The sequence below is a fragment of the Pseudonocardia sp. genome (genome assembly GCF_050250275.1).
GTDB lineage: Bacteria > Actinomycetota > Actinomycetes > Mycobacteriales > Pseudonocardiaceae > Pseudonocardia.
Genome location: NZ_JBFWOY010000004.1, coordinates 25,024 through 50,568, shown reverse-complemented (window position 1 = coordinate 50,568; position 25,545 = coordinate 25,024). Strand labels below are relative to the sequence as shown.

General features: G+C 74.4%; 23 protein-coding genes. 3 read left to right on the top strand and 20 right to left on the bottom strand.

Going from position 1 to position 25,545, the window contains the following annotated elements; translation table 11 throughout:
* Positions 1–220: 220 nt before the first annotated feature.
* The 10 genes from AB7F12_RS05365 to AB7F12_RS05320 form a co-directional block, all read right to left on the bottom strand.
* Positions 221–1,078, bottom strand: coding sequence for an RDD family protein (locus AB7F12_RS05365; RefSeq protein ID WP_428516338.1), 858 nt, complete (start codon positions 1,076–1,078; stop codon positions 221–223).
* Positions 1,079–1,143: 65 nt separating this feature from the next.
* Positions 1,144–2,124, bottom strand: a complete 981-nt coding sequence (hemB, locus tag AB7F12_RS05360) for a porphobilinogen synthase (RefSeq protein WP_428516336.1) — start codon at positions 2,122–2,124, stop codon at positions 1,144–1,146.
* Positions 2,125–2,363: 239 nt separating this feature from the next.
* On the bottom strand, positions 2,364–3,905 hold the full coding sequence (locus AB7F12_RS05355) for a uroporphyrinogen-III synthase (protein WP_428500878.1): 1,542 nt from the start codon (positions 3,903–3,905) through the stop codon (positions 2,364–2,366).
* A complete protein-coding gene (gene hemC, locus AB7F12_RS05350; protein WP_428500879.1) occupies positions 3,902–4,885 on the bottom strand; it encodes a hydroxymethylbilane synthase in 984 nt (327 codons plus the stop codon). The genes AB7F12_RS05355 and hemC overlap by 4 nt, the downstream gene beginning before the upstream one ends.
* Complete coding sequence (locus AB7F12_RS05345; RefSeq protein WP_428500880.1) at positions 4,882–6,288, bottom strand: glutamyl-tRNA reductase; 1,407 nt, start codon at positions 6,286–6,288, stop codon at positions 4,882–4,884. The genes hemC and AB7F12_RS05345 overlap by 4 nt, the downstream gene beginning before the upstream one ends.
* Complete coding sequence (locus AB7F12_RS05340; protein ID WP_428500881.1) at positions 6,285–7,127, bottom strand: redox-sensing transcriptional repressor Rex; 843 nt, start codon at positions 7,125–7,127, stop codon at positions 6,285–6,287. Before AB7F12_RS05340 ends, AB7F12_RS05345 begins: the two co-directional genes overlap by 4 nt.
* 349 nt (positions 7,128–7,476) lie before the next feature.
* Positions 7,477–8,172 (bottom strand): fasciclin domain-containing protein, encoded by a 696-nt coding sequence (locus tag AB7F12_RS05335; RefSeq protein ID WP_428516334.1) that lies wholly within the window; start codon positions 8,170–8,172, stop codon positions 7,477–7,479.
* 150 nt (positions 8,173–8,322) lie between these two features.
* Complete coding sequence (locus AB7F12_RS05330; RefSeq protein ID WP_428500882.1) at positions 8,323–9,903, bottom strand: molybdopterin-dependent oxidoreductase; 1,581 nt, start codon at positions 9,901–9,903, stop codon at positions 8,323–8,325.
* A 42-nt stretch (positions 9,904–9,945) separates the two neighbouring features.
* Positions 9,946–10,185: a glutaredoxin family protein gene (locus tag AB7F12_RS05325; RefSeq protein ID WP_147103030.1), complete on the bottom strand. Its 240-nt coding sequence runs from the start codon at positions 10,183–10,185 to the stop codon at positions 9,946–9,948.
* A gap of 57 nt (positions 10,186–10,242) precedes the next feature.
* Complete coding sequence (locus AB7F12_RS05320; RefSeq protein ID WP_428500883.1) at positions 10,243–11,871, bottom strand: AMP-binding protein; 1,629 nt, start codon at positions 11,869–11,871, stop codon at positions 10,243–10,245.
* 658 nt (positions 11,872–12,529) lie between these two features.
* On the opposite strand from AB7F12_RS05320, the gene AB7F12_RS05315 reads away from it, so the two are divergent.
* From AB7F12_RS05315 to AB7F12_RS05305, 3 genes are all read left to right on the top strand, one after another.
* The gene (locus AB7F12_RS05315) at positions 12,530–13,117 is read left to right on the top strand and encodes a sigma-70 family RNA polymerase sigma factor (RefSeq protein ID WP_428500884.1); all 588 of its coding nucleotides are present in this window, start codon (positions 12,530–12,532) and stop codon (positions 13,115–13,117) included.
* 187 nt (positions 13,118–13,304) lie between these two features.
* Positions 13,305–14,813 carry a DUF5667 domain-containing protein gene (locus tag AB7F12_RS05310; protein ID WP_428500885.1) on the top strand — a complete coding sequence of 503 codons (1,509 nt, stop codon included), beginning with the start codon at positions 13,305–13,307 and terminating at the stop codon, positions 14,811–14,813.
* 285 nt (positions 14,814–15,098) lie between these two features.
* On the top strand, positions 15,099–15,965 hold the full coding sequence (locus AB7F12_RS05305; protein WP_428500896.1) for an HAD family hydrolase: 867 nt from the start codon (positions 15,099–15,101) through the stop codon (positions 15,963–15,965).
* Positions 15,966–16,034: 69 nt separating this feature from the next.
* On the opposite strand, the gene AB7F12_RS05300 is transcribed toward AB7F12_RS05305, so the two are convergent.
* The 10 genes from AB7F12_RS05300 to AB7F12_RS05255 all read right to left on the bottom strand — a co-directional run bounded on the left by AB7F12_RS05300 (position 16,035) and on the right by AB7F12_RS05255 (position 25,471).
* Positions 16,035–16,991 carry a lysophospholipid acyltransferase family protein gene (locus AB7F12_RS05300; protein WP_428500897.1) on the bottom strand — a complete coding sequence of 319 codons (957 nt, stop codon included), beginning with the start codon at positions 16,989–16,991 and terminating at the stop codon, positions 16,035–16,037.
* A gap of 413 nt (positions 16,992–17,404) precedes the next feature.
* Positions 17,405–18,442 (bottom strand): NAD-dependent epimerase/dehydratase family protein, encoded by a 1,038-nt coding sequence (locus tag AB7F12_RS05295; protein WP_428500886.1) that lies wholly within the window; start codon positions 18,440–18,442, stop codon positions 17,405–17,407.
* 142 nt (positions 18,443–18,584) lie between these two features.
* Positions 18,585–18,686 carry a 30S ribosomal protein bS22 gene (locus AB7F12_RS05290; protein WP_010241351.1) on the bottom strand — a complete coding sequence of 34 codons (102 nt, stop codon included), beginning with the start codon at positions 18,684–18,686 and terminating at the stop codon, positions 18,585–18,587.
* 192 nt (positions 18,687–18,878) lie between these two features.
* Positions 18,879–19,091, bottom strand: a complete 213-nt coding sequence (locus AB7F12_RS05285; protein ID WP_013677658.1) for a helix-turn-helix domain-containing protein — start codon at positions 19,089–19,091, stop codon at positions 18,879–18,881.
* Between the two features lie 153 nt (positions 19,092–19,244).
* On the bottom strand, positions 19,245–20,057 hold the full coding sequence (proC, locus tag AB7F12_RS05280; RefSeq protein ID WP_428500887.1) for a pyrroline-5-carboxylate reductase: 813 nt from the start codon (positions 20,055–20,057) through the stop codon (positions 19,245–19,247).
* Between the two features lie 479 nt (positions 20,058–20,536).
* A complete protein-coding gene (locus AB7F12_RS05275; RefSeq protein WP_428500888.1) occupies positions 20,537–21,373 on the bottom strand; it encodes a thioesterase family protein in 837 nt (278 codons plus the stop codon).
* Complete coding sequence (locus AB7F12_RS05270; RefSeq protein ID WP_428500889.1) at positions 21,370–22,305, bottom strand: proline dehydrogenase family protein; 936 nt, start codon at positions 22,303–22,305, stop codon at positions 21,370–21,372. Before AB7F12_RS05270 ends, AB7F12_RS05275 begins: the two co-directional genes overlap by 4 nt.
* Positions 22,306–22,360: 55 nt before the next feature.
* Positions 22,361–23,203: a sugar phosphate isomerase/epimerase family protein gene (locus AB7F12_RS05265; RefSeq protein ID WP_428500890.1), complete on the bottom strand. Its 843-nt coding sequence runs from the start codon at positions 23,201–23,203 to the stop codon at positions 22,361–22,363.
* A 1-nt stretch (position 23,204) separates the two neighbouring features.
* On the bottom strand, positions 23,205–24,464 hold the full coding sequence (locus AB7F12_RS05260; protein ID WP_428500891.1) for a hypothetical protein: 1,260 nt from the start codon (positions 24,462–24,464) through the stop codon (positions 23,205–23,207).
* Positions 24,461–25,471, bottom strand: coding sequence for a hypothetical protein (locus tag AB7F12_RS05255; RefSeq protein WP_428500892.1), 1,011 nt, complete (start codon positions 25,469–25,471; stop codon positions 24,461–24,463). The genes AB7F12_RS05260 and AB7F12_RS05255 overlap by 4 nt, the downstream gene beginning before the upstream one ends.
* Between the last annotated feature and the right edge of the window lie 74 nt (positions 25,472–25,545).

Genomic DNA, 25,545 nt, shown 5'->3' with positions numbered 1-25,545 from the left:
CGTCCGGATGAAACCGTCACGCACCCGGGTGACGCCACTCCGCACCCGCCACCGGACGTGTCACCAGCGCTGACCACGCACCCCCGCTGCCCGGCCCCGCCCGCGAACGTGTCACCGAGGCAGCTCGAACGCCCTCACGACACGCTCGGGAGGGGCCTCGGACGCGACACGGCCCCGGCACCACGAGGGTGCCGGGGCCGTGCGGGCGCACGAGGACTGCCTACTGCGACTTGATGACGATCGTGCCGGCCCACTTGTCGTGCAGGGCGCGACGCAGCGGCTGGTCGGTGAGCACCGAGATGCCGTCGGCGAGGCTGAAGATCAGCACGAGGAGGCTGATCAGGCCCAGACCGAAGAAGTCGACGAACGCGAGCACGCCGACGATCCCGTAGATGCCCGGGTAGATGAGGGCCCGCTTCATCAGCGTGCTGCTGGCGGGCTTGCTGCCGTCCGGCGCGACCAGGCGCGTCTTCATGACCATCTTGCCGACCGTCTGCCCGTTACGGGAGTGCATGAGGAAGTCGTAGGCCGCGTACGCGAGGCCGGCGAGGACGTAGGTCAGGACGGCCGCGATGACGAACCCGGTCCCACCGGTCACACCGCCGGTGGCGATGTTCACGGAGATGCTGGAGACGAAGATCGCCGCCAGGATGAAGCTCAGGATCCAGTAGACGACCATGTACAGGACGCCGTCGATGATGCGGCCGACGAGCCGCTCCCACCACTCCGGGATCGGGCCCGGCGCACCCGGCGGGACGGGCTGCGGCGCGGCGCCGTAGCCCGGCTGGCCGTAGGGCTGGCCGTACGGCTGCTGCCCGTATCCGGGCTGCTGGCCGTAGGGCTGCTGCGGGTAGCCCTGCTGGTACGGCTGCTGCTGGTAGCCGCCCTGCTGGGGGTAGCCCTGCTGCGGGTACCCCGGCTGGGGGTAGCCCTGCTGCGGATAGCCCTGCTGCGGGTACCCCGGCTGCGGATATCCGGGCGGCGGGTAGCCACCCTGCTGCGGATCCCCCTGACCGGGGGGCGGGCCGTAGCCCGGGGCGGGCTGACCCTGCCACTGAGGGTCGGAGGGTGACGTCATGCGCCGAAAGGTAGGCAGACGTCCGTTCGCTGTCCAGATGCCTGCACGAACCGTGACGTCGAACGTCAGTTCCCACCCAGACGAGCGGCGATTTCCGTGGCCCAGTAGGTGAGGACGACGTCGGCGCCCGCTCGTCGTATGCCTGTGACGGTTTCGAGGACGGCGCGGTCGCGGTCGATCCAGCCGTTGGCGGCCGCGGCCTCGATCATCGCGTACTCGCCGGAGACCTGGTAGGCGGCGACGGGGACGTCGGCGACGTCGGCGATCGAGCGCAGCACGTCGAGGTAGGCCATGGCGGGCTTGACCATCACCATGTCGGCGCCCTCCTCGAGGTCGAGGGCCAGCTCGCGCAGCGCCTCGCGCAGGTTGGCGCCGTCCTGCTGGTAGGTCTTGCGGTCGCCCCGCAGCTGCGACTCGACGGCCTCGCGGAAGGGGCCGTAGAAGGCGGAGGAGTACTTGGCGGTGTAGGCGAGGATGCCCGTGTCGGCGAACCCGGCGGCGTCGAGCGCGTCGCGCAGGACGCCGACCTGACCGTCCATCATGCCGCTGGGGCCGAGGAGGTCGGCGCCGGACTCGGCCTGGACGACGCCCATCTCGGCGTAGACGGCGAGGGTGGCGTCGTTGTCGACGCGGCCGCGGGGGTCGAGGACGCCGCAGTGGCCGTGGTCGGTGAACTCGTCGAGGCAGGTGTCGGCCATGAGGACGGTGGCGTCGCCGACCTCGGCCTTGACGTCGCGGAGGGCGACGTTGAGGACGCCGTCGGGGTCGGTGCCGGCGCTGCCGCGGGCGTCGCGGACGGCGGGCACCCCGAACAGCATGAGCCCGCCGACGCCGGCCGCGACGGCCTCTGCGGCGGCTTTGCGCAGGGAGTCGCGGGTGTGCTGGACGACCCCGGGCATCGACGCGATCGGCACCGGCTGGGACGCCCCCTCCTTGACGAACATGGGGAGGACGAGGTGGCGCGGGGCGAGGTCGGTCTCGGCGACGAGCCGGCGCATCGCGGGGGTGGTGCGGAGCCGGCGCGGGCGCTGCGCGGGGAAAGCCATCGCCCGAGCCTACGACCGTCCCGGACACCCCCCGCCGACGACCCGCGCGCAACCTCACCGCTCCCGGACGCGCCCAGGACAGCAGTGAGGTTGCGCGCGAAGGATCGGGCGCAACCTCCCGGTCGTCCGCGAGCGGAATCGCCGCAGTGAGGTTGCGCGCGGGCGGGGATCCGGTCCGGAACGCCGACGGGCGGCCGCCCCTGTGCCGGAGCGGCCGCCCGTGGACGGTACGGACGAGGTCAGCGCCTGCGCGCCTTGGCCTTCTTCGGCGGCGGCAGGGCACCCTCGGCGCGCAGCTTGGCGGCGTGCGCGGCCAGGGCGTCGACCAGCGACGGGACCAGCGCGTGCTCGGGCTGCACGTCGACGCGCAGGCCGAACTCGCGGGCGGTCTCGGCGGTGGCCGGACCGATGCAGGCGACGAGCGTGCGCGCGTGCGGCTTGCCCGCGATACCCACCAGGTTCCGGACGGTCGACGACGAGGTGAAGCACACCGCGTCGAAGCCGCCGGTCTTGATGGCCTCACGGATCGGCGCGGGCGGCGGGGCCGCCCGGACGGTCCGGTAGGCGGTGACGTCGTCGATCTCCCAGCCGCGGTCGCGCAGACCCGCGGCGAGGGTCTCGGTGGCGATGTCGGCCCGCGGGAGCAGGACGCGGTCCACCGGGTCGAGGATGTCGTCGTAGGGCGGGAAGATCTCGAGCAGGCCCTCGGACGTCGACTGCTGCGACTCGTCGATGTCCGGCACGATCTCGGGGACGATGCCGAACTCGCGGACCTTGGCCGCGGTCGCGGCGCCGACGCAGGCGATCTTCACCCCGGAGAAGGCGCGGGCGTCGAGGCCGAACTCGGCGAACTTCTCCCAGACCGCGCGCACGGCGTTGGTCGAGGTGAAGACGACCCACTGGTAGCGGCCGTCGACGAGGCCCTTGACGGCGCGCTCCATCTGGGTGGGCGAGCGGGGCGGCTCGACCGCGATGGTGGGCACCTCCTCGGGGATGGCCCCGTGGACGCGCAGCCGGTCGCTCATGGCGCCGGCCTGGTCCTTGGTGCGCGGGACGAGGACGCGCCAGCCGTAGAGGGCGCGCGACTCCCACCAGGACAGCTCGGCGCGTTCGGCGACCGCGGAGCCGACCGAGAGCACCAGCGGGCCTTCGAGCTCACCGGCGTCGCCGGCCATGGCCGCGAGTGTGGAGTCGATCGTCTTCTGCGTGTTGCGGGTGCCGCCGGCGGTGACGGCGACCCGGGTGTCGGCGGGGACCCCCTGGTCGGTCAGCGAGACGGCGACCTCGGACAGGTGCGCGGCCGCGGCGTGCAGGACGAGCGGTCCGGGCACCGATGCGATACGCGCCCAGTCGACGCCGGCGCGGACGTCGGCCTCGACGTGCCCCGAGCCCAGCGGGACACCCGCGTAGGCGGGGACGGCCGTGCCGGCGGGGACGCCGGGCAGGATGTCGAACGCGACGCCCGCCTTGGCGACCGCGCGGGCCTCCGCGATGACCGCGTCGGTGGTCATCGGGTCGCCGCTCACGAGCCGGATCACGGCGCGGCCGGCTCCGGCCTCGGCGACCAGGTCGGCGGCGACGTCGGCGGGTTGACCGACGGCGGGGCGCACCTCGGCGCCCTCCGCGATCAGCGCGGTGATCTCCTCGGGGACGTCGGGGTCGGCGACGACGAGCGGCGCAGCCGCGATCGCGTCACGCGCACGTACCGTCAGCAGTCCGGGGTCGCCCGGGCCGCTGCCCACGAAGGCGATCCGGCCGGGGGTTGGTGTGGCCTTTGTCATTCGGAACTCCCGATCCAGCGGTTCTCCTGGCGCCCGGCCGTTCCCGGCAACGTGTCGGCGCCCATGTCGAGCAGCTCCGCGGCGAGTGCCGCGCCGAGCTTCTCGGCGTCGTCGATCTCTCCCGTGACGGAGGCGCGCAGGAGCGCCCCGTCCGTGGTGCCGGCCACCGCGCGCAGCGACAGCCGTTCCACCACCCGTCCCGCGTCGTCGATGTCCTCGACGACGTCGGCCAGCGCGCCGATCGGCGCGCTGCAGCCGGCCTCGAGGGTCGCGAGGACGGCACGCTCGGCGGTGACGGCCGCACGGGCGGCCGGGTCGTCGAGCAGTGCGGTGAGCGCGAGCGCGAGCTCGTGCTCGGTGCTGCCGGGCTCGCCGGCCCGGCACTCCAGTGCCAGTGCGCCCTGCGCGGGCGCGGGCAGCATCTGGACGGGTTCGAGCAGCTCGGTGGCCTCGTCGATGCGGCCGAGCCGGCGGAGTCCGGCGGCGGCGACGACGACCCCGTCGAGCTCACCGGAGCGGACCTTGCCGATCCGGGTGTCGACGTTGCCGCGGATCGGCACGATCTGGAGGCCGAGGCCGAGGCCTTCGAGCTGGGCGGTGCGCCGCGGCGAGCCGGTGCCGATGCGCGACCCGGCGGGCAGCTCACCGAGGACCTTGCCGTCGCGGGCCACGAGGGCGTCGCGGGGGTCCTCGCGGCCGGGGACGGCGACGAGCACGAGCCGGGGGTCGGGGGCCGTCGGCAGGTCCTTGTAGGAGTGGACGGCGATGTCGACCTCGCCGGCGACGACGGCGTCGCGCACGGCGGAGACGAACACGCCGACACCGAGCTCGGCGACGGGTGCGCCGGAGCGGTCGCCCACGGTGGAGACGGGGACGAGCTCGGCGGTGTACCCGGCGGCGCGGAGGCGGTCGGCGATCTGCCCGGACTGCGCCATGGCGAGCGCGCTGGCCCGGGTCGCGATGCGGAGGGTCCCGCTCATCGTGCGACCTCCTCGTCGGCGCGGGGTTCGTGGAGCTCGACGCCGAGGGCGGCGGCGACGTCGTCGCCGGGGCGGGCGGTGGTGCCGGTCATGCCGGGGGTGGCGACGGCCGCGGGCGTCTGCGGGTCGAGCTCGAACAGCAGCCGCAGCGCCTGGGCGTAGCTGTCGCCGTCGGGGCCCTCGGCCAGCCGTTTGACCTGCACCGTGGGGGTGTGCAGCAGCTTGTCGACGACGCGGCGGACCGACCGGGCGAACTCGTCGCGCATGGCGGGTTCGAGGTCGGGCAGCCGGGAGTCGAGCCGCAGCAGCTCGGCGTCCACGACCTCGGAGGCGCGTCGGCGCAGCGCGGTGACGGTGGGGGTGACCTCGGCGGAACGCTGTGAGGCGAGGTAGGCCTGGGCCTCGTCGGCGACGATGGCCCGGGCGGCGGCGACCGCGTCGGCGCCCTCGACGTCGACGCGGTCGGTGAGCCTGCGCTGCAGGGTCTCCAGGTCGACGACGGTGACGCCGGGGACGTCGCCGACGCCCGCGGCGACGTCGCGGGGCAGCCCGAGGTCGCAGACGACGAGGGGGCGGCCCGCGGCCCGGCGGGCGGCGGCGACGGGTTCGCGGTCGACCACGGTGCCGATGGAGCCGGTGCAGGTGACGAGCACGTCGGCGTCGGCCAGTTCGGTGGGCAGCAGGTCGAGTGTGCCCGCGCGGGCGGGGGTGCCCGCCTCGGTGGTCTTGGTGGCGAGCCGCTCGGCGCGCTCCTCGGAGCGGTTGAGCACGACGATCTCGGCGGCCCCGGCGCGGCGCAGGTGCGCGGCGGCCAGCGCCCCCATGGCACCGGCGCCGACGACGACGGCCTTGACGCCACCGAGGTCGCGGCCGAGGCCGCGGGAGGCGTCGGCGAGGGCCTCGGAGACGACGGAGGCGCCGGCGGTGTCGATCCCGGTGCGGGCGTGAACGCGCTTGCCGACGCGCAGCGCGTGCTGGGACAGCTCGTGCAGGACACGGCCGACGGTCTCGGCGTCGTCGGCGACCGCGTAGGCCGCGCGGAGCTGGCCGAGGATCTGCGACTCGCCGACGACCATCGAGTCGAGCCCGGCGGACACGGCGAAGAGGTGCTGCACCGCCGACGCGGCGTAGTGCACGTAGAGGTGGTCGGTCAGGTCGGCCAGCGGCAGCCCGGAGTGGCGGGCGAGGACGCCGGACACGTCGGTCAGACCGGCGTGGAACGCGTCGACGACCGCGTAGGCCTCGATCCTGTTGCACGTGGCGAGCAGCACGACCTCGCTGACGTGCTCGGCACGCAGCATCTCGTCGAGCAGCTTGGGCACGTCGTCGGGCCCGACCGTCGCCTTCTCGAGGAGGGAGACGGGCGCGGTCCGGTGGGACATGCCCACGACCAGCACACTCACCGCTGTGACACCGCCGATCCGTTGACCGCCCCGTGGCCGTTGGTGACCGCGGAGCTGTTCGGCACGGCCGCGAGGTGACCGGCGGCCGCGTCGTCGAGGGAGACCCGTACCGCGTCCTCGGCCGAACGGCGCCGGGCGACGTGGAAGGCGAGGACCTGGAGCTCGACGGCCAGGTCCACCTTGCGCACCTCGACCTGCGGCGGGACCTGCAGGACGACGGGGGCGAAGTTGAGGATGCACCGCACGCCGGCGGCGACGAGCTGGTCGCACACCGACTGCGCGGCCGGGCCCGGCGTCGCGACGAGACCGATGGTCACGCCCCGCTCGCGGCACACGCGTGCGATGTCGCGGACGTGGTCGACGAGGATGCCGTTGATGTGGATCCCGACGAGGTCGGGGTCGATGTCGAACAGGGCGGTGACGGGGAAGCCGCGGCCGCCGAAGCCGCCGTAGCCCGCGAGGGCGTGCCCGAGGTTGCCGATGCCGACGACCGCGACGGTCTGCGGCTCGTCGAGGCCGAGGGTGCGCTCGATCTGGTGGTGCAGGGAGCGGACCTCGTAGCCGACGCCGCGGATGCCGTAGGACCCTATGTAGGAGAGGTCCTTGCGCAGCTTCGCCGAGTTGACCCCGCTCGCGGTGGCCAGCTCCTCGCTCGACACGGTGTCGGCGCCCTGTTCGGCGAGTTCGCCGAGCATGCGCAGGTACACCGCGAGCCGGGCGACGGTGGCCTCCGGGATGGCGCGCGTGACGGGTGCGGCGGCCGCGGGGGCGGCGCCGTCGACGGGGTCCGTGCCGTTCGCGCCGGACTTGGTGTCACCGGCGTGCGGCGGCAACGTCACGCTGGGTTCTCCTCGAGTTCACCCGGTCGCATTCTTCGCGGCCGGCTCCGGCTCGCCGAGCTCAGCACGGGAAAACCCGGATTCCCGGGACCGGCGGGCGGCGATGCGGACACGGTAGCCGCTTGTGAAGGCCCGCACAAAGTTGCGATCTTGGTCGCCGACGTGCTCGTCCGCGCCGTTCGCGCGACCGACCGGTGGGCGTGTCAAGAGCGCCGCTCACCGCCCGTGCGCAGGGCGGTACCGATGTGGGCGACGGCTCGACGTGACCTGTCTCGCAGCCGGTCCGCCGGACACACCGCTCCCGGTGCCGCGGATCGCGGGCACCGGGAGCGGGTCGGCCGGGGAGGTGTCACGAAGCGGGCATCAGGACCTTGTCGATGACGAAGACGGTCGCGTTCTTGGTGGGGATGTTGCCGCAGAGGACGGTGGCCGTGTTGCCCTTGCCGTCGGTGATCGTCGGCGCCTGCGGGGTGCCGCCGATCGTCAGGGTGCCGCCGGCGAGCTGGGTGGTGGTGCCGGCCGCGACGAGCGACGCGGCGTCGTAGCGCTTGCCGACGACGTGGTACTGCAGCAGCGCGCCCAGCTTGTTCGGGTCGGCGAGAAGGGCGTTGAACGCCTCGTCGCCGACCTGCTTCTGGACTGCCTCGAACGCGGGGTTGGCGGGGGCGAACACGGTGATGGCCTGCTGCGCGTTGAGGGTGTCGGCCAGGCCGGGGACGGCGCCGACGGCCGTCACGAGCGTGGCGAGCAGCGGGTTGGTCGACGCGGCGCTGGCCACGGGCTGGGGGCCCATGTTGTCGAGCGAGCCGGGCGCGTCGCCCTGCGGCAGCTGCGAGCAGGCTGGGCCGAACACGTCGGCGTTGGTGGTGACACCGTCGCCCGCGGCCATGGCCGAGGAGCTGGGGGCCGCGGCCGACGAGGAGGCAGCGGAGCCCGTCTGCGTCGACGGGGTCTCGTTGCTGGAGCAGGCGGAGATCGCGACGGTCAGGGCCGCCATGACGCCGACCGCGGCGATCCGGGTGGTGAGCGTGCGCACTGGGGACATCCTCCTCGAGCTGGGGCCGGGCTGTCCGGACCTCATGTCGGGACGTTCGGTCCGGGCCTCCGCCCGGTTCGGGACTTTTGATAACAAAACGGTTACCGAGTCCACTGTGGACCGGGCACGGGCGCGCACACGCGCAACCGGGCGGGCCCGTCAGCGCACGGTGAAGATCGTCGCCGGCCAGCCCGTCGCGCCGTCCGGGACCGGGTCGGCCCGCTGCTCGACCTGCGTCTCGCCGTCGGCGTCGGTGGCGCGGCACTGCACGGTGTGGCTGCCCGGGCGCAGGTCGAACGTCGTCCGCCACATCCGCCACGTCGCCCCGGACACCTCGGTGGCCAGCTCGGCCGCCAGCCACGGGCCGCCGTCCATGCGGACCTCGACCCCCGAGATGCCGCGCGGCTGCGACCACGCGATCCCCGCGACGGTCACCCGCCCGGCCGCGACGGTGCCGAACCCGCGCGGCAGGTCGATGCGCGACTGCGTCTTGACCGGCGCCTCCTGGGCCCACCCGTTGCGCAGCCAGTACGACTGCCGCGCGGCGAACGTCGTCAGCTCCATGTCGGTGATCCACTTCGTCGCGGACACGAAGCCGTACAGCCCCGGCACCACCATCCGCACCGGGAAGCCGTGCTCGGCCGGCAACGGCTCGCCGTTCATCGCGATCGCGAGCATGGCGTCGCGGCCGGGCTCCATCACGACGCCGGTCGGGGTGCCCGCGGTCCAGCCGTCGTTGCTGGTCGTGAAGATCTGCTCGGCGCCCGGCGCGACCCCGATCTCGGTGAGCAGGTCGCGCAGCGGCACCCCGACGAACGTCGCCGTCGAGATCAGGGAGCCGCCGACCTCGTTGGACACGCACGTCATCGTGACGGTCTTCTCGATCATCGGCCGGGCCAGGAGGTCGTCGAAGCGCAGCGTCCGCTCGCGGTCGACCATGCCGTGGATGCGCAGCGACCAGTCCGCCGCCTGCTGCGCGGGGATCCGCAGCGCCGTGTCGATCCGGTAGAAGTCGCGGTTCGACGTGACGAACGGCGTCGTGCCCAGCTCGGCCGCCCAGTCGACGCCCGCCGGGATCGCGGGCGCCCGGCGCACCACGTCCAGCGCGCCGAGGCGGGCCGCCACCTGTGCCCGCGACGCGTCGATCCCGCCGCTCAGGGCGATGCCCCCGGCCCCGGCCGCGAGCGCGCCGAGCCCCACCACCGCCGAGGTGCCGACGAGCACGCGCCGCCGCGACACACCGCCCTCCGGCGCGGGCGGCACCGGCGCCTCGGCCTCGAGCGCGAGCGCGTGCAGCCGCCGGAACACCGGCACACCGACCGCGATCGACGCCGCCGGCGCCACGACGTCCAGCGGCGAGAACGTGGGTGCCACCGCGACCGCGGCGAGGCCGAGCAGGCCCAGGACGACGATCGTCACCACACCCGGGCGCGGCGACCGGCGCGACGCCAGCCCCGCCACGACCGCGACCACCACCATGACGACGGCGATGCCCGCGAGCAGGACCGGCTTGTCGGCCGTGCCGAAGGTCGACTTGGCGAACTCCACCAGCGGCTGGGGCGAGAGCCGGATCGCCTCGTCCCCCACCGCGACGAACGGCGACGACGCCGGCGAGACGAGGCCCGCGACGAGGTGCCCGACGCCGACGGCCCCGGCGACCGACAGCAGGCCGATCGTCGCCGCGACGAGTCGGGGGATCGCCGGTGGGCCGGTCGGGCGTCGTGGCGCCGCGGAGGTCATGTCACAGCGTTCGCGCGGGAGGCCTCACGCGGTTCGGCCACGTCAGCCCAGCGCCGCGCGCAGCGCCGCCTCGTCGACCTTCCACGTCGTGTGCTCGGCGCCGTCGACCATGACGACCGGGATGCGGTCGCCGAACTCGGCGCGCAGCTCCGGGTCGCCGTCGACGTCCACGGCCGACCAGCCCACGCCGAGGTCGTCGCAGATCCGTGCGACGTCGGCCTCGGCCCGCTCGCACGCCGAGCAGTTCACCCGCGTCAGCACCGTCACCCGCGCGTCGGTCATCCGTGCACCTTCTCCGTACATAGAGGTGTGTCCCGCGCGCGGGGCCGCGCGCCCGCGTCAGAGTCTGCGCCGGGCCACCTTGCCGGTCGGCGTCCGGGGCAGGGCGTCGACGAACTCGACGACCGCGGGCACCTTGAACCGGGCCAGCCGCTCCCGGCAGTGGGCGACGACGTCCTCGTCGGTGAGCTCGGCGCCGGGGACCCGCACGACGACGGCCTTGACGGCCTCGCCCGTCCGGTCGTCCGGGATACCGACGACCGCCGCCTCCGCCACCGCGTCCAGCTCCGCGAGGACGTGCTCGACCTCGCGGGGGTAGACGTTGAACCCGTTGACGATCACCAGGTCCGACGAGCGGTCCACGAGATGGAGGTCGCCGTCGGCGTCGAGATAGCCCACGTCGGCGGTGCGGAACCAGCCCTCGGCGTCCGGGCCGCCGCGGCCGTCGGGCCAGTACCCGGAGAAGAGGTGCGGACCGCGGGTGGCGACGAGGCCGGTGTCCTCGTCGTCGGAGCCGTCCTCGAGGACCTGTTCGACCGCGTCGTCGGCGGCGCGGCCCGCGACGGGCGTGCCCTCGGCGTCGACCAGCCGCAGCTCCACGCCGGGCAGCGGCGCGCCGACGGAGCCGGGCTTCGCGCGCCCGCCGACGAGCGTGCTGGTCAGCACGGGCCCGCACTCGCTGAGGCCGTAGCCCTCGTAGAGGTCGAGGCCCGTCGTGTCCCGGAACGCGGCCAGCCACTCCCGTGGCAGCGGCGCCCCGCCGGAGGTGCACAGCCGCACCCCGGCGAACGCGGTGCGCAGCTGGTCGGGCGGCAGGTCGAGCAGCGCCCGGTACATCGACGGGACCCCGCCGACGACGCTGATCCGCTCCCGGACGAGCAGGTCCACCGACTGCTCGGGCTCGAACCGGCGGGTGAGCACGACCGTCGCCCCCGCGTGGCAGACCTGCAGCAGGCCCGCAGCCAGCCCGAACACGTGGAACAGCGGCAGCGACAGCAGGACGCGGTCGACGGCGGTGACCGGGGCGGGCCGCACCGCACCCTGCTGGACCCGGTTCGCGATCAGTGCGCGGTGCGACAGCATCACCCCTCGGGGTGATCCCGTGGTCCCCGAGGTGTAGACGACGAGCGCGATCGCCTCGCCGCCGGACCGTTCCCGGGACCCCGTTCCCACGCCGTCCGCGACACGCTCGACGCCGCTGCCGCTCACCGACCGCTCGCGACCGCTGCGCGCACCTCCCGTCGACGACACGTCGGGCGGCGCGATCGACACGATCGCCGAGCGGCCGCTGATCGACTCCGCGATGCGGCCATCCGAGTCCGCGACGACCACGCTCGGTGAACAGTCCGTCAGCACTGCGTCGAGCTCTCGCGGGACCGACCGAGGGGCGACGGGAACGGCGACCGCGTCGGCGCGCAGTGCCCCGAACAACGACACGCACAGCGGCGCACCGTTGTCGAGGGCGATCACGACGCGGTCGCCGGCACCGGCTCCGGCGGTACGCAGCCGCTCCGCCTCGTCGTCCACGGCGGCGTCGAACTCGGCCCAGGTCAGCGACGTTCCGGCCGACACGTCGACGATCGCCGCGGCATCCGGGGTCCGCCGCGCCGCGCGCCGGACGAGATCGGCGAGATGGGTCGGGGCGTCGGCCCCACCCGCTGCGGAGGCCTCGTCCTGCTGGCTCTGCACGGCGGTTCTCCCTCGGTCTCGGGACGGTCGGAACAAGCCCCCGCGAGTGTGGCACGCCCTGCGCCACGGGCTCTCCCGGAACGGCGCAGGCGGCGCCACCCAGAGTGACGATGGCCACTCGGCGAGGCGAGAACCGTTCACCGTAAGTAGTCGTCCGCTCACCGGAAACCGGTGTGGGCGCCCGGCGATGCGCCGTTGGGGGCCCCTCGATCGGTCGTATGCTCCGCCGCTACAACGGACTCAACGCCGAACCGAACGGTTCGACGCGAAGACTCACCCGAGGGAGTGGCATGCAGCTCGTCACCAGCGCACCGCCGGCCTCGCAGCCGAGCACTGCCTGGGGGCCCGTTGCGGCCGGTGAGGCGCACCGCGCCTCATGACCCGATCCATGCGACCGCCGCGGCTCGTCCGCACGGACCCGGCCGGCCCCCCGGCGGCCACGGTCCCCGGGCCACCCGCGCCGCGGCCGACCGAGTCGGCTCCGGCCGGGTGCCCCGACACCCGGCCGCCCGGCGGCCCGGCGATGCCGGTGCAGCGACCCGGGGACACCCCGGGCCCGCAGCGCGGCGACGCCGGTCCGGGACGCACCGTCCCGGGCGACACGACCCGGCACCCCGGGCCCGACGCCCACCCGTCGACGCAGCGGGAGGAACCACACGTGACCGCAGCCGCCGAGCTCCTCGAACCCGACGAGGACGGCGAGGGCTCGTGGGCACTGGTGAAGGCGAGCCAGAACGGCGACACCGCGGCGTTCGGCCGGCTGTACGAGCGCTATCACGACGTCGTGTTCCGCTACATCGTGTACCGGATGGGTGACCGCGGGACTGCCGAGGACCTCACCCACGAGACGTTCCTCCGGGCCCTGCGCCGCATCAACTCCGTCACCTACCAGGGCCGCGACATCGGGGCCTGGTTCGTGACCATCGCCCGCAACCTCGTGTTCGACCAGGTCAAGTCGAGCCGCCACCGCCTCGAGTCGACGACCGACAACATCGTCGACATCGCCCCGCCCACCACCGAGGGTCCCGAGCAGCTCGTCCTGGAGGGTGCCGCCCGCGACGCCCTGCTCCGCGCGATCGACATGCTCAACCCGGACCAGCGCGAGTGCATCGTGCTGCGCTTCCTCAACGGCCTCTCCGTCGCGGAGACGGCCGTGAAGATGGATCGCAACGAAGGTGCGGTGAAAGCCCTCCAGCACCGGGCCGTGAAACGCCTCGCCCAGCTGATGCCGGACGGTGTCCGATGACACCCGTACCGGCAGCGCGCCATATCGCCGACGCGCCTCTCGTTGTTACAGGTTCGGCGAGTGACCTCCTCGATGCGGTGAACGGTCTGAACGACGTAACCACCAGCGCCTCCCGTCGTTGTGCTTGTCAACGTCGGGAAAGCGCAGCGATGTGCGACAGCGCAGGGATGCAGTGAGGACGGCCAACATGCCCGCCGGTCAGGGCAAGGACCCACAGCGGTACGCCGCATGGGAGGACCCGGGGTCACCCCTCGATCCCCCCATGGAGGACGAGTTCGAGCACGAGCTGGCACTCGCCGCCGCGCTCGACCGCAGTCTGCCGTCGCTCTCGCCGACGGCCGACGAGTCCGCGCGGATGCAGGCCCGGATGGAGGCCATGCTCGCGCAGCTCGGTGGTGGCCCCCCGGGACCGCCTCCCGGCCCGCGCCCCGGGCCGCCGCGCGCCCCGTTCGTCACCGCGTTCCCCGAGTCCGCCGGCGAGCGCACCATGCGCATCGAGCCGATCCGTGACGTCCCGGCCGCGCCCCCCGCCGCGCCCGCCGCGCGCCACGAGCCCACCCTCGACGCCGCCGGCCTGATGGCCGAGATCACGGCGGCCGGGGCGCAGGAGCAGCCGACAGCCGCTGCATCCCCGGCCACGTCCACGGTCTCGTCCTCGGGGAAGGGCGACGAGACCGCCGACGACGCCGAGGCCGCTGCCGGCCACGCCCCCGGCGTCGCGCGCCGCCGCCGGGCCCGGCACACGCTGCCCCGCGGCTACAAGGACCGGCCGGACAACGCCACCGGACCGACCCGCCCCACGCGGCCCTCGGGCCGCAAGCGGATCGGGATCGTCGCCGGTGCCGCACTGTTCGTCATGGCCGCGTTGACCGGCGGCGGCATGCTCGTCAGCCAGAACGCGCTCCCGGGCGACTCCCTCTACGGCGTCAAGCGCGCCGCCGAGTCCTTCGGGTCGGTGTTCGCCTTCGGCTCCGACGCGAAGGCCCGCCGCCAGATCGACCTCGCGTCGGCCCGGCTCACCGAGATCGAGCAGCTCGCCGCCCGCGGCAGCAACGACCCCGCGATCCTCGCCTCGGCGATCGACGACTTCGACAACGCCACCAGCGAGGGCTCCCGGCTCGTGCTCGCCGGCGCCGAGGGCACCGGCCCCGCCGGCCTCGACGACCTGCACACGTGGGCCACCAGGTCCTCGGCCCGGTTGACGTCGCTGAAGTCGACCCTGCCCCAGCCCGCCGATGCCGACCACTCCATCGAACTGCTCGACCGCGTGGCCGACCGCTCCGCGAAGATGCAGTCCCGGATGGTCTGCAGCGACGTCTCCGACGGATCCGACGACCTCGGGCCGATCCCGGCGAGCGGCGTGTGTGTCCCGCGCGCCGAACCCGGCGGCTCGACCGGCGGCTCGTCGATGTCGGCCCGCGCCGGCTCGTCGCAGACGCAGAACAACAGCAGCTCGGGCACGCAGACCGCGTCCGCCACACCCGAGTCCGGTGTCGCCACGACCGACGGCACCGACGCCCCCGGGCTGCTGCCCGGCCTCGGTGCCGACGGGCTGCCCCTGACCGACTCGTCCAACGGCGGGCAGTCCGGCAGCCCCAGCACCACGACGTCGGCACCCGGCCAGCGCGGGCTGCTGCCGCCCATCACGCTGCCGCCGCTGCTGCCGGGCACGTCCGGCATCACCCTCGGCGGCTGACCCGGCCCCTACCCCGCCCGTCGTCCGCGAGGCCGTCGCGATCATCGCGACGGCCTCGCCGCGTCCGGGTCGCATCCGCGGCCGTGTCCGGTACCCGCATCCGGCTCGCTGGACGCGCCGTGCACGCCGTTCCGCGGCGGCCACCCGTCGCGACCGGCCGACGACGCTACGCTGAGTTCGACTGTCCCCCTGCCGCGACCCGGAGGCGCACGAGTGGTTGCACAGCCTGACGCCGAGGTGGGCGACGGTCGCCCGGAGGTGGCCGGGATCGCCGAGTCGCACGCCGTGATCGACCGGGTCACCGCCCTCGATCCCGCCCGCCGCGCCGGGGAGGCCGCCGCCGCAGCCGCCGTCGCCGCCGGTACCGACCCCGACCTCGACGCCCCCACCACCGACCTCACCGCCGCGGCGTTCTTCGACGTCGACAACACGATGATGGTCGGCGCATCGATCTTCCACTTCGCCCGCGGCCTGGCCGCCCGCAAGTTCTTCACCACGTCCGACCTGCTCGGCTTCGCGTGGGACCAGATCAAGTTCCGGGTCGGTGGCCGCGAGACCGACGTCAGCGGCCACCGCGACACCGCGCTGTCGTTCGTCGCCGGCCGGCCCGTCGCCGAGGTCGTCGCCCTCGGCGAGGAGATCTACGACGAGCTGATGGCCGACCGCATCTGGTCCGGCACCCGTGCGCTCGCACAGATGCACCTCGATGCCGGACAGCGTGTCTGGCTGGTCACCGCCACCCCGGTCGAGCTCGCGCTGATCATCGCCCGCCGCCTCGGCCTCACCGGGGCGCTCGGGACCGTTGCCGAGAGCGTCGACGGCCACTACACCGGGCGGCTCGTCGGCGAGATCCTGCACGGCCCCGCCAAGGCCCACGCCGTCCGTGCCCTGGCCGTGTCCGAGGGTCTCAACCTGCGACGCTGCAGCGCCTACTCCGACTCCGTCAACGACGTGCCGATGCTCTCCGCCGTCGGCACCGCGGTGGCCGTCAACCCCGACTCGGAGCTGCGCGACACCGCCAAGCAGCGCGGCTGGCAGATCCGCGACTTCCGCACCGGCCGCAAGGCCGCCAGGATCGGCGTCCCGTCGGTGCTGGGCGCCGGCGTCGTCGCGGGCGCGATCGCGGCCGGGGTGGCGTACCGCAAGCGCTGAGCCGCGCGGGGACGGTCCCGCCGGGCTCCGACCGGCAAGCGTCGGCGAACGTCCCCGCCCGACGGCGGCTCAGCCGAGGAAGGCGTTGCGCCGCTGCGACAACAGCCGGTACAGCGTGTGCTGGATCGTCTCCCGGACCTGGTCGGTCAGGTTGAACACCAGCATGGGGTCGTCGGCGTCGGCGGGATCGAACGTGTCGGTGCGGATGGGTTCCCCGAACTCGATGTACCACTTCGACGGCAGCGGCACCGCCCCCAGCGGGCCGAGCAGCGGGAACGTCGGCGTCACCGGGAAGTAGGGCGCCCCGAACAACCGGGCCAACGGCTTGATGTCGCCGATCTTCGGATAGATCTCCTCCGCGCCGACGATGGAGCACGGCACGATCGGGACACCCGTCCGCAGCGCCGCCGACACGAACCCGCCGCGGCCGAACCGCTGCAGCTTGTAGCGGTCGCGGAACGGCTTGCCGATCCCCTTGAAGCCCTCCGGCCACACCCCGACCAGCTCCCCCGACGACAACAGCCGCTCCGCGTCGGGAGTACACGCCAGCGTTGCGCCCTGCTTGCGGGTCAGCGCACCGAGCACGGGCAGCCGGAACACCAGGTCGGCCCCCAGCATGCGCAGGTGCCGCTCCGCGGGATGGTCGTCGTGCAGCGCGACCGCCGTCATCAGCGAGTCCAGCGGCAACGTCCCCGAATGGTTGGCCACCACCAGCGCCCCACCCACATCGGGCACGTGGTGCATGCCGATCGTCTCCACGCGGAACCATGACCGGTACAGCGGCCGCAACGCCGGGATGAGCACGTTGTCGGTGAGGTCGGGGTCGAAGCCGAACTCGTCGACGGCGTAGTCGCCGTCGAGCCGGCGGCGCAGGAAAGCGAACAGCCGCTCGACGGCCTCCTCCGCCGCCGACGGGCCCTCCTCGGCCGGCGCGGCGCCCGGGTGGTCCGGCGCCGGCTCCTCCGCCGCCGCCGACGTCTCCGCCCCCTTCCGGCGGCGCCGCTCCCCGTCCGCGCGCAACGGGATGACCCGCGCGCCCGTGGCGCCCTCGGTCGGCTCCCCCGCGTCGTCGGCGGGCGCGGTGCGCGCCCGCCCGGCCCGGGTCCTGTCGTCCGCCACGTTCCCGCTTCCCGCTTCCCGCTCCCGGGCGGCCCCGCGGCCGCCCCGCGTCGTCCCGGCGGCCGTCTCCCGAGCGGTCCCCGGCCGGTCGGCCCCGGCTCGTCCCCCGCGCGGGCGGCGTGCCGCCGTCTTCCGCGTCCCCCGGTCCGCCCGCGCATCGGCGTCCGGCTCGGCGCCGCGCTGAGCCGGCACCTCCGGGTCGGATCCCGACCTGCCACTGCCGCTGCGCCCTGCCCCGCCCGCGCGCGGCGGGGGCCCGGGACGGGGATGCCCGTCGTCCGGCTCCGGCGTGGTACCCGGCCTGCGCGGGGCGTCGTCGCTCATCCGAGCGCCCTCGCCGCAGCCAGCGCGCCGCGCTCGGCGACGTCGACCCAGCCGTCGCCCACGACGGGTCGCAGCGCGCGGCCCCGGACGTAGTCGTCGAACGACTGCGCCGTCGTCCACCGTGGGGCGAAGCCGAACTCCTCACGCATCCGCCGGGTGTCGACGACGCGGCCGAAGTTCAGGAACCGCATCTGCTCCGGCGAGAAGTCGACGATGCGAGCCGACCGGAACAGCCGGCCCACCGGGCCCACCGCGACCTGCGGCACCGGCAACGGCACCCGCCCCGCCCGGCGGATGGCCTGCGACAGCAGCAGCACCCCGTCGGCTGCGACGTTGTAGACGCCGGGCAGCTTCTCCGTCGTCGCGCGCTGCAGCACGACCAGCGCGTCCTCCTCGTGCAGCAGCTGCACGCGGGCGTCGTAGCCGAGGACCGTCGGGATCACCGGCAGCGCGAAGTAGCGGGTGAGGACGGTGTCGATCCGCGGCCCGATGAAGTTCGCGAACCGCAGGACCGTCACGTCGACGTCGGGGCGGCGGCGGGCGAACCCGCGCAGGTAGCCCTCGATCTCGGCGGCGTCCTTGCCGTACCCGCCCGAGGACATCTCCTTGGGCGTCATGGCCTCGTCGAACAGCGCCGGGTCACGTGAGCTCGACCCGTACACCGCCGTCGTCGACTTGAGGACGACGCGCGTCACCGACGCTGCCTTCTGACAGGCGGCGAGGAGCTGCATCGTCCCGATGACGTTCATCTCCTTCATCGCCGTCCGCCCACCGGCGCGAGCCGGGCTCGCGGAGACGGAGGCGTGCACGACCGTGCTCACGGACGCGCCGGAGATGACCTTGGAGATGAGGGGGTTGCGGATGTCCGCGCGGACGAACTCGGCGCGACCCATGCGACGCAACAGATCTCGTGGCGGCGGGACGGTGTCCACGCCGAGCACCCTGTCGATCGAGGGGTCCGCGGCGAGCCGGGCGGCGAGATGCCCACCCAGGAAACCGCTCACGCCGGTGACCAGGACGACGGAAGGTGCCACGGGGCCTCACAGGACGCGATCGGAGGTCCCCGATGCTAGACCCACCCGGCCTACTCGGGGGGACCGCTCAGGAAAAGGCTGTGTGACGGACGGGAAGCGACCCGTCACCGGCCGCCCGGGAACCGGGCGACCGGTGCAGGGATCACTTGCCGAGCTTGCGACGCTGGACGCGGGTCTTGCGCAGCAGCTTGCGGTGCTTCTTCTTCGACATACGCTTGCGGCGCTTCTTGATGACCGAGCCCATACGGGTTCCTTCCTGATACGACGTGCGAGGTCCGCTGCGCGGCACCCGGGGACCCGGGCAGCCGTGCGAGCGTGGCGTACCGGGGCACGCCGACATCATGTCCACCCGACGGGCGGGCGATGCTGAACGGCCATCGTACCCGCCGGGATGTGCGACCCCGTGCGCCGGTTCGGGCCCGAGGGCCGGGAATTCCTAGCCCGCGTCGAAGTAGGCCGAACGCAGGTACTCCTCCACGGCACGTTTGGGCACGCGGAAAGACCTGCCCACCCGGGCGGCCGGGAGCTCACCACCGTGGACCAACCGGTACACGGTCATCTTCGACACGCGCATCATGGCAGCGACCTCGGCGACGGTCAGGAACTGCACCTGGGCCAGGTTGAGCTGCTCGGGCTGTTCGGACGGCATCCGAACACCGCCTTCCGCTCTCGCACCGTCCGTGGAGGGGACGATGTTCACCCGTGAGGATAGCGGTGCCGCTGTGACTACCCCGACACGGGATGCCACCCTGGCGTGCGAGCGGGGCCACGCGTCAGAGTGATGGAAGGTCCGCCGATCGGGTCAACGCTGCTGCACCGAGCGTCCCAGCTCCACCGATCGGTCCCGCGCGGCCTCGATCGCGTCGATCAACGCGGCCCGGACACCGTGGCGTTCGAGCTCGCGGATCGCGGCGATCGTGGTGCCGGCGGGCGAGGTCACGGCTTCGCGCAACAGGACCGGATGGTCGTCGGACTCCCGCAGCATGACGGCGGCGCCGTACGCGGACTGGACGATCAGGTCGGCCGCCACGGTGCGCGGCAGGCCGAGCAGGATGCCCGCGTCGATCATGGCCTCGACGAGGTAGAAGAAGTACGCCGGACCCGAACCCGACAGGGCCGTCACCGCGTCCTGCTGCGACTCCGGGACGCTGACGACACGCCCCACCGCCGCGAGCATCTCCTGCGCGACCTGCACATGCTCGGCGGTGGCGTGCGCCCCGCCGGAGACGGCGCTCATCGCCTCCCCGACCAGCATCGGGGTGTTGGGCATGACCCGCACGACCGGTGTCCCGTCGGGCAGGGCGCCCTCGAACAGGGCCGTCGGCAGACCGGCGCACAGCGAGATCACGAGCGTGCCGGGGCGCAGCGCACCCTTCAGCTCCGCCAGGACCGGGGCGATGTCCTGCGGCTTCACGGCCACGACCACGACGTCGGCTCCCGACGCCGCCTCCACGACCCCCACCGACGCCACGCCGAGCCGCTCGGTGAGCTCCGCCGACCGCTCGGGGTGTCGTTCGGAGAACGCCAGGTCCGACGCCGGCCGGCCCGCCGCCAGCAGTCCGGCGAGCAGCGCCTCGCCGATCTTGCCCGCTCCCAGCACCGCGATCCGTGTCATGGGGAAACCGTATCCGTGCCCGCACCCCGATTCCGGCCCCGCCCCCACCCGCTCCCCCGACACCCGACGTGTGACCAGAGCTGTGAACCCGCCCCCGGGACACGCTCGGCGCGCAACCACCCCGCGACCGTGTCACCAGCGCGACCGGCGCGCGCTCACCACACGCTCGGCACCGGGCACGGGGTCACGACGACCGCCGGAGCCGACACCCTCCCCGCGAGGCCGGCCCGACGCCCGACGTGTGACCAGAGTCGTGAACCCGCCCCCGGGACACGCTCGGCGCGCAACCACCCCGCGACCGTGTCACCAGCGCGACCGACGCGCGCTCACCACACGCTCGGCGACGGACACGGGGTCGCGACGCGCGACGGCCCGGCGCGTCACCCGGGGCGCGGCACGGGGGCGCGGCACCGGCGTCGGCCGGGGGCCGGGGGGCGTCACGCGGGGCCGCGCGGGGCGGCGCTCCCTGCCGGGAGCGGTCAGCGCGGGAGCGGGGCCAGGGCGAGCTGACGAGCCTGGCACACCAGCCGGCCCGACTCGTCGACGACGCGGGTGTCCTCGTCGAACCAGGTCCCGGCCACGGTGTGCGACTCCGACTCGCACCGCAGCCACCCCGCCGACGGGCGGCCCCGCAGCAGCGCGGTGAGCTGCACGGTCGGGGCCCAGCCGACGTCGCCACCGAGGTTGAACACCGTCGGCGGCAGGATGTCACCGGCGAGCAGGGCGAAGAGCACGTCGGGTTCCTCGCCGATCGGCCGGACCCAGCCGCGCATCGTGGGGTCGCCGGTCTTGCCGTCGACGAAGGGCATGTCGGCGGGGTCGAAACGCATCGCGCAGGCCTTGGCCAGGGTGCGGCCGGGGCCGCGCTGGCGGCCCGGGTCGACGGCGGTCTCCCGCGGCAGGGCGGGCATCGACGTCAGACCGGGGGTGGTCCAGCGCGGCGCCTCGTCGGGCAACCGGCCCGTGGTCACCGACGCGGAGAGCATGACGCGGTGGTCCTGGTAGAGGCGGCCGGTGCAGACCGAGGCGGTGCGGCCCAGCTTCACGACGTCGGTGCGGATCTCGACGTCGCCGGGGTCGGGGGCGCGCAGGAAGTCGGCGGCGACGGCGAGCGGCTCGGCGGGCGGGGCGCCGGTGTCGGCGCGGGCGGCGTCGACACGGCGCTGGACGACCGACGTCAGCAACGCCAGCATCAACCCGCCGTGGACCTTGCCGCCCGCGGCGTTCCACGCCCCACCGAGGGTGGCGCGGTAGGTGTCGTCGTCGACGCGTTCGGCGGCGAGGGCGTCGGAGAACGGCCGCGCGGTGTCGGTCACCGGCGGCCGGCCAGCGCGCGCAGGAAGAAACCGACGTTGGCCGGGCGTTCCGCGAGTCGTCGCATGAGATAGCCGTACCACTGTGTCCCGTAGGGGACGTAGACGCGCACGGTGTGACCTTCGTCGACCAGGCGGCGCTGCTCGTCGGGGCGCACGCCGTACAGCATCTGGAACTCCACGGTCGCCGGGTCGCGGCCGGTGTCGCGCAGGCGGCCGGTGAGGGGCCGGATGAGGGCGGGGTCGTGGGTGGCGAACATGGGGTGGCCGGCACCGGCGAGCAGGATTCCGGCGCAGCGCGCGAAGCCGGCGCGGACGTCGCCCGCGGTGTCGTAGGCGACCGACCCGGGTTCGGCGTAGGCGCCTTTGCACAGCCGTACCCGCGACCCGGCGCCGGCGAGCGCGCGGCAGTCGTCCTCGGTGCGGCGCAGCTGGGCCTGCACGACGGCGCCCACCCAGGGCCACGTCGCCCGCAGGGCGCCGACGACCCGCAGCGTCGACTCCGTCGTGGTGTGGTCCTCGGCATCGACGGTGACGGTGGTGCCGGCGTCGGCGGCGGCGGCGCAGATGGTGGCGGCGTGCTCGGCGGCGATGTGTTCGCCGGCGGCACCGAGGGCCTGGCCGAGCGCGCTGAGCTTGACGCTGACCTCGACCCGGTCGGCGAGGCCGGCGTCGGCGACCGCGGCGATCACCTCCCGGTAGGCGTCGACGGTTCGACCGGCCTCGGCGGTGTCGGTGACGTCCTCGCCGAGGTGGTCGAGGCTCACGGCGAACCCGGTGGCGACGAGCCTGCGGGCGACACGCAGTGCGTCGGCGGCGGTCTCCCCGGCGACGAAGCGGTCGACGACGGCGCGGGTGGGCCGGGCCGTGGTGATCGCGGCGCGGAGCCGGTCGCTCCGGGCGGCGGCGAGGATCGCCGAGCGCAGCGGGTTCACGCGATCACCGTATGCCCGGCGGCGGTGTCCGGGCGTGGGTCGCCGCCCGGGTGTGTCAGCCCCGCAGGAGGGCCGGGCTGTCGGCCCCCGGCGGCACGGGCGCGGCGGGCTGCAGGTGCAGCCGGGCGAACAGCAGCGACTCGGCCAGCATCGCGACGCGGTCGTGCCGGGTGCGGCAGCGCCGGGTGCTGATCTCGACGACGACGGTTCCGCCCGCGGCGGCGAACGGCCCGGCGGCGAGCCGTTCGCACACCTCGGCGCAGGGCTGCGCACCCCGGCCGGGGACGAGGTGCTCGTCGCGGGTGGAGCCGCTGCCGTCGGCGAGGTGCAGGTGGACCAGGCCCTCGCCCATGCGGTCGAGCATGGCGAGCGCGTCGGCGCCGGAGCCGGCGGTGTGGGAGAGGTCGAGCGTGTAGTGGGCGTGCCCGACGTCGGTCGGGTCGGGGCCGGGTGCGTAGGGGACGCTGCGGATCCCGGCGCGCACGACCGGCAGCATGTTCTCGACGGCCGCCCGCACCCCGGTGGTCTCCTCGGCGCGGCGGACCTCCTCGGCGAACACGTCGGCGTAGCGGCGTTGCCAGCGGAACGGGGGGTGCACCACGACGGTGCGCGCGCCCAGCACCTGGGCGGCGGCGACCGACCGGCGCAGCCGTACGACGGGGTCGGCGCCCCATACGCGTTGGGTGACGGCGAGGCAGGGTGCGTGTACCGCGCAGACGCCGACGCCGTACCGGTCGACGAGCCGCTGCACCGCGTCGACGTCCTGGCTGACCTTGTCCGACCACACCATCAGCTCGACGCCGTCGTAGCCGAGGGCGGCGGCGATCTCGAAGGCCGCGGCGGCGGGCTCGGGGTAGACCGACGCCGTCGACAGTGCGACCGGGGGTGCGGGCGGCACGTCAGACCTGCTGGCGGGCCAGGACGAGGATGGCCGGGGACACCGTCAGCAGGAGGCCGACGAGGACGGCGAAGAGCGTGGTGCGGAGGTTGTCGTCGCGGAGCATGGCGCGCACGCCCAGGACGAGCGCGACGGTGACGAAGACTGCCCCGGCGAGGGCGACGACGGGCAGGTGCAGCCACAGGAACGCGAACCCGACCCACAGCCCGGCACCGACGACGGCGCCGCCGATCCACTGGCCGATGACCGCGGCCCAGGAGTGGGGTGCGGCCTCGATGTCGTCGAGGTCGTCCTCCTCGTCGATGTCCTCGATGTCCTCGATGTCGTCGCGGGAGCGCAGGCCGGCGGGCCGGTCCCGGGGGAGGCGCTGCGGGGTGCGCATCGCGGTGGTGGCCTGCTCACCGGCGGCGCCGGCGTCCGGGGTGCCGTCGGGGGTGTCGCCGTCGGGGGCGTCGTCGTCGAGGTCGGCGACGGACCTGCGGCCGCCGGCGGGGATGGCGGTGGTGCGGGCGCCCGGGCCGTCGTCGTCCTCGGCGGGCCCGCCGAAGTCGTCGACGTCGTCGGGGTCCAAGGGCGAGGCCTGGGTGGGCGGGCCGCCGTCGCCCCAGGTGCCGGGGCGGGGCTGGGGCTCGTCGGTGACGGGTGGGGCGCCGAGCACGGTGGGCGGGCCGCCGTCGTCGGCGCCGCGGCGTGGCGAGCCGGAGATGGGGCCGGTGTCGTCGTCACGACGGTCGACCCGCGGCATCTGCTGTGTCGGACGCTCGGGTGCCCACGGGTTGTGTTGCTGCTCGTCGGGGCGGCGCTGCACGGGGGGTGCGGAGCTGTAGGCGCCGGTGCCCTGCGCGACGGCGGGGGGCGGCGGGCCGGGTCGGCGGGGCGGCTGCCGTCGCGGCTCCGGCGACTGCGGCGGGGCGGGTACGTGCGGCGGCTGCTGCAGCGACGCGGGCCGGACCTCCGGCACCGTGGCCCCCTCGAACGCGGGATGACGCGGCGCGGTGGGCGGCGGGGCGGACCACCGGTCGGCGGCCGGGTCGGCCCGCTGCTCGACGCGCGGCTGCGCGGGTGGGGCACTGCGGTGTCCGCCCGACCGGGACGGGCCTGCCGACGGGGGACGCTGCGGGGTGCCGCGCTCCTCGGCGACGCCGTCACCCGCGTCGTCGTCCTCACGACGGCGACGGCGACGGCCGGTCGTGGAGCCGGCGTTCTCCGCCAGCAGCTCCGCGACCGTGCGCTGACGCGGGTGATCGGTGTCTGAGCTCATCCGGTACACCGTGCCCCGAACGACGTCAAGCGTCCAAGCGTTCCTGGCGAGTCCTGCGCCGAACGGTCCGTCTGGGCCGACCCATCGAGCGTGTCGAGGCGGCGCAGGATGACTCCTTCCCGCAGTGCCCACGGACAGATCTGGAGGGTGTCGATCTTCAGCGCCCGCATCGCGGCCTCCGCGACGAGCGCTCCCGCGGCCAGCTGACGCGAGCGGCCGGGGCTCACCCCCTCCAGCTCGGCGATGTCGTCGCTCGACATGCGGCTGACGAACGACACGAGCTGGCGCAGCGCGGTGTGGGTCAGCTCGCGGTGGGCGCGGGGGCCCGCGGAGTAGGGCACGGCTCCGGTGAGGCGGGCGAGCGAGCGGAACGTCTTCGAGGTGCCGACGGCGACCTCCGGGGCGCCCGCCTCGATGAATCGGTCGGCGACACCGGCGAGGTCGGCGTCGATCTTCTCCCGCAGGACGGCGATCTCGGCGCGGGTGGGCGGGTCGGCCTCGAAGAAGTCGCGGGTGAGCCGGCCCGCGCCCAGCGGCAGCGACACCGCCGTCGAGGGGTGCTCGTCGCGGCCCGACGCGAGCTCCAGCGAGCCGCCGCCGATGTCGAGGACGGTGAGCCGGCCCGCGGACCAGCCGAACCAGCGGCGGACGGCGAGGAACGTGAAGCGGGCCTCGTCGTCACCGGGGAGGACCTCGAGCGCGACGCCGGTCTCGCTCCGCACGCGGGCCAGGACGGCCGCGGAGTTGGTCGCGTCACGCAGGGCGGACGTCGCGAACGCCAGCAGGTCGTCGCAGTTGGCCCTCTCGGCGGCCGCGCGCGCCTGCTCGACGACGCGGACCAGGGCGTCGGCACCCCAGCGGCTCAGCGAGCCGTCCTCGTCCAGGTGTTCGGCGAGCCGCAGCGGACTCTTCTCCGAGGTCATGGGCGTGGGGTGGCTGCCGCGGTGGGCATCGACCACGAGCAGGTGGACGGTGTTGGAACCGACGTCGAGGACTCCGAGGCGCACGCGAGCAGGCTAGGCGTCGCGCCGGGTCTGTGGCCGGATCGTGACCGTTCTCCCGTCACGCATCACCCGGTCGA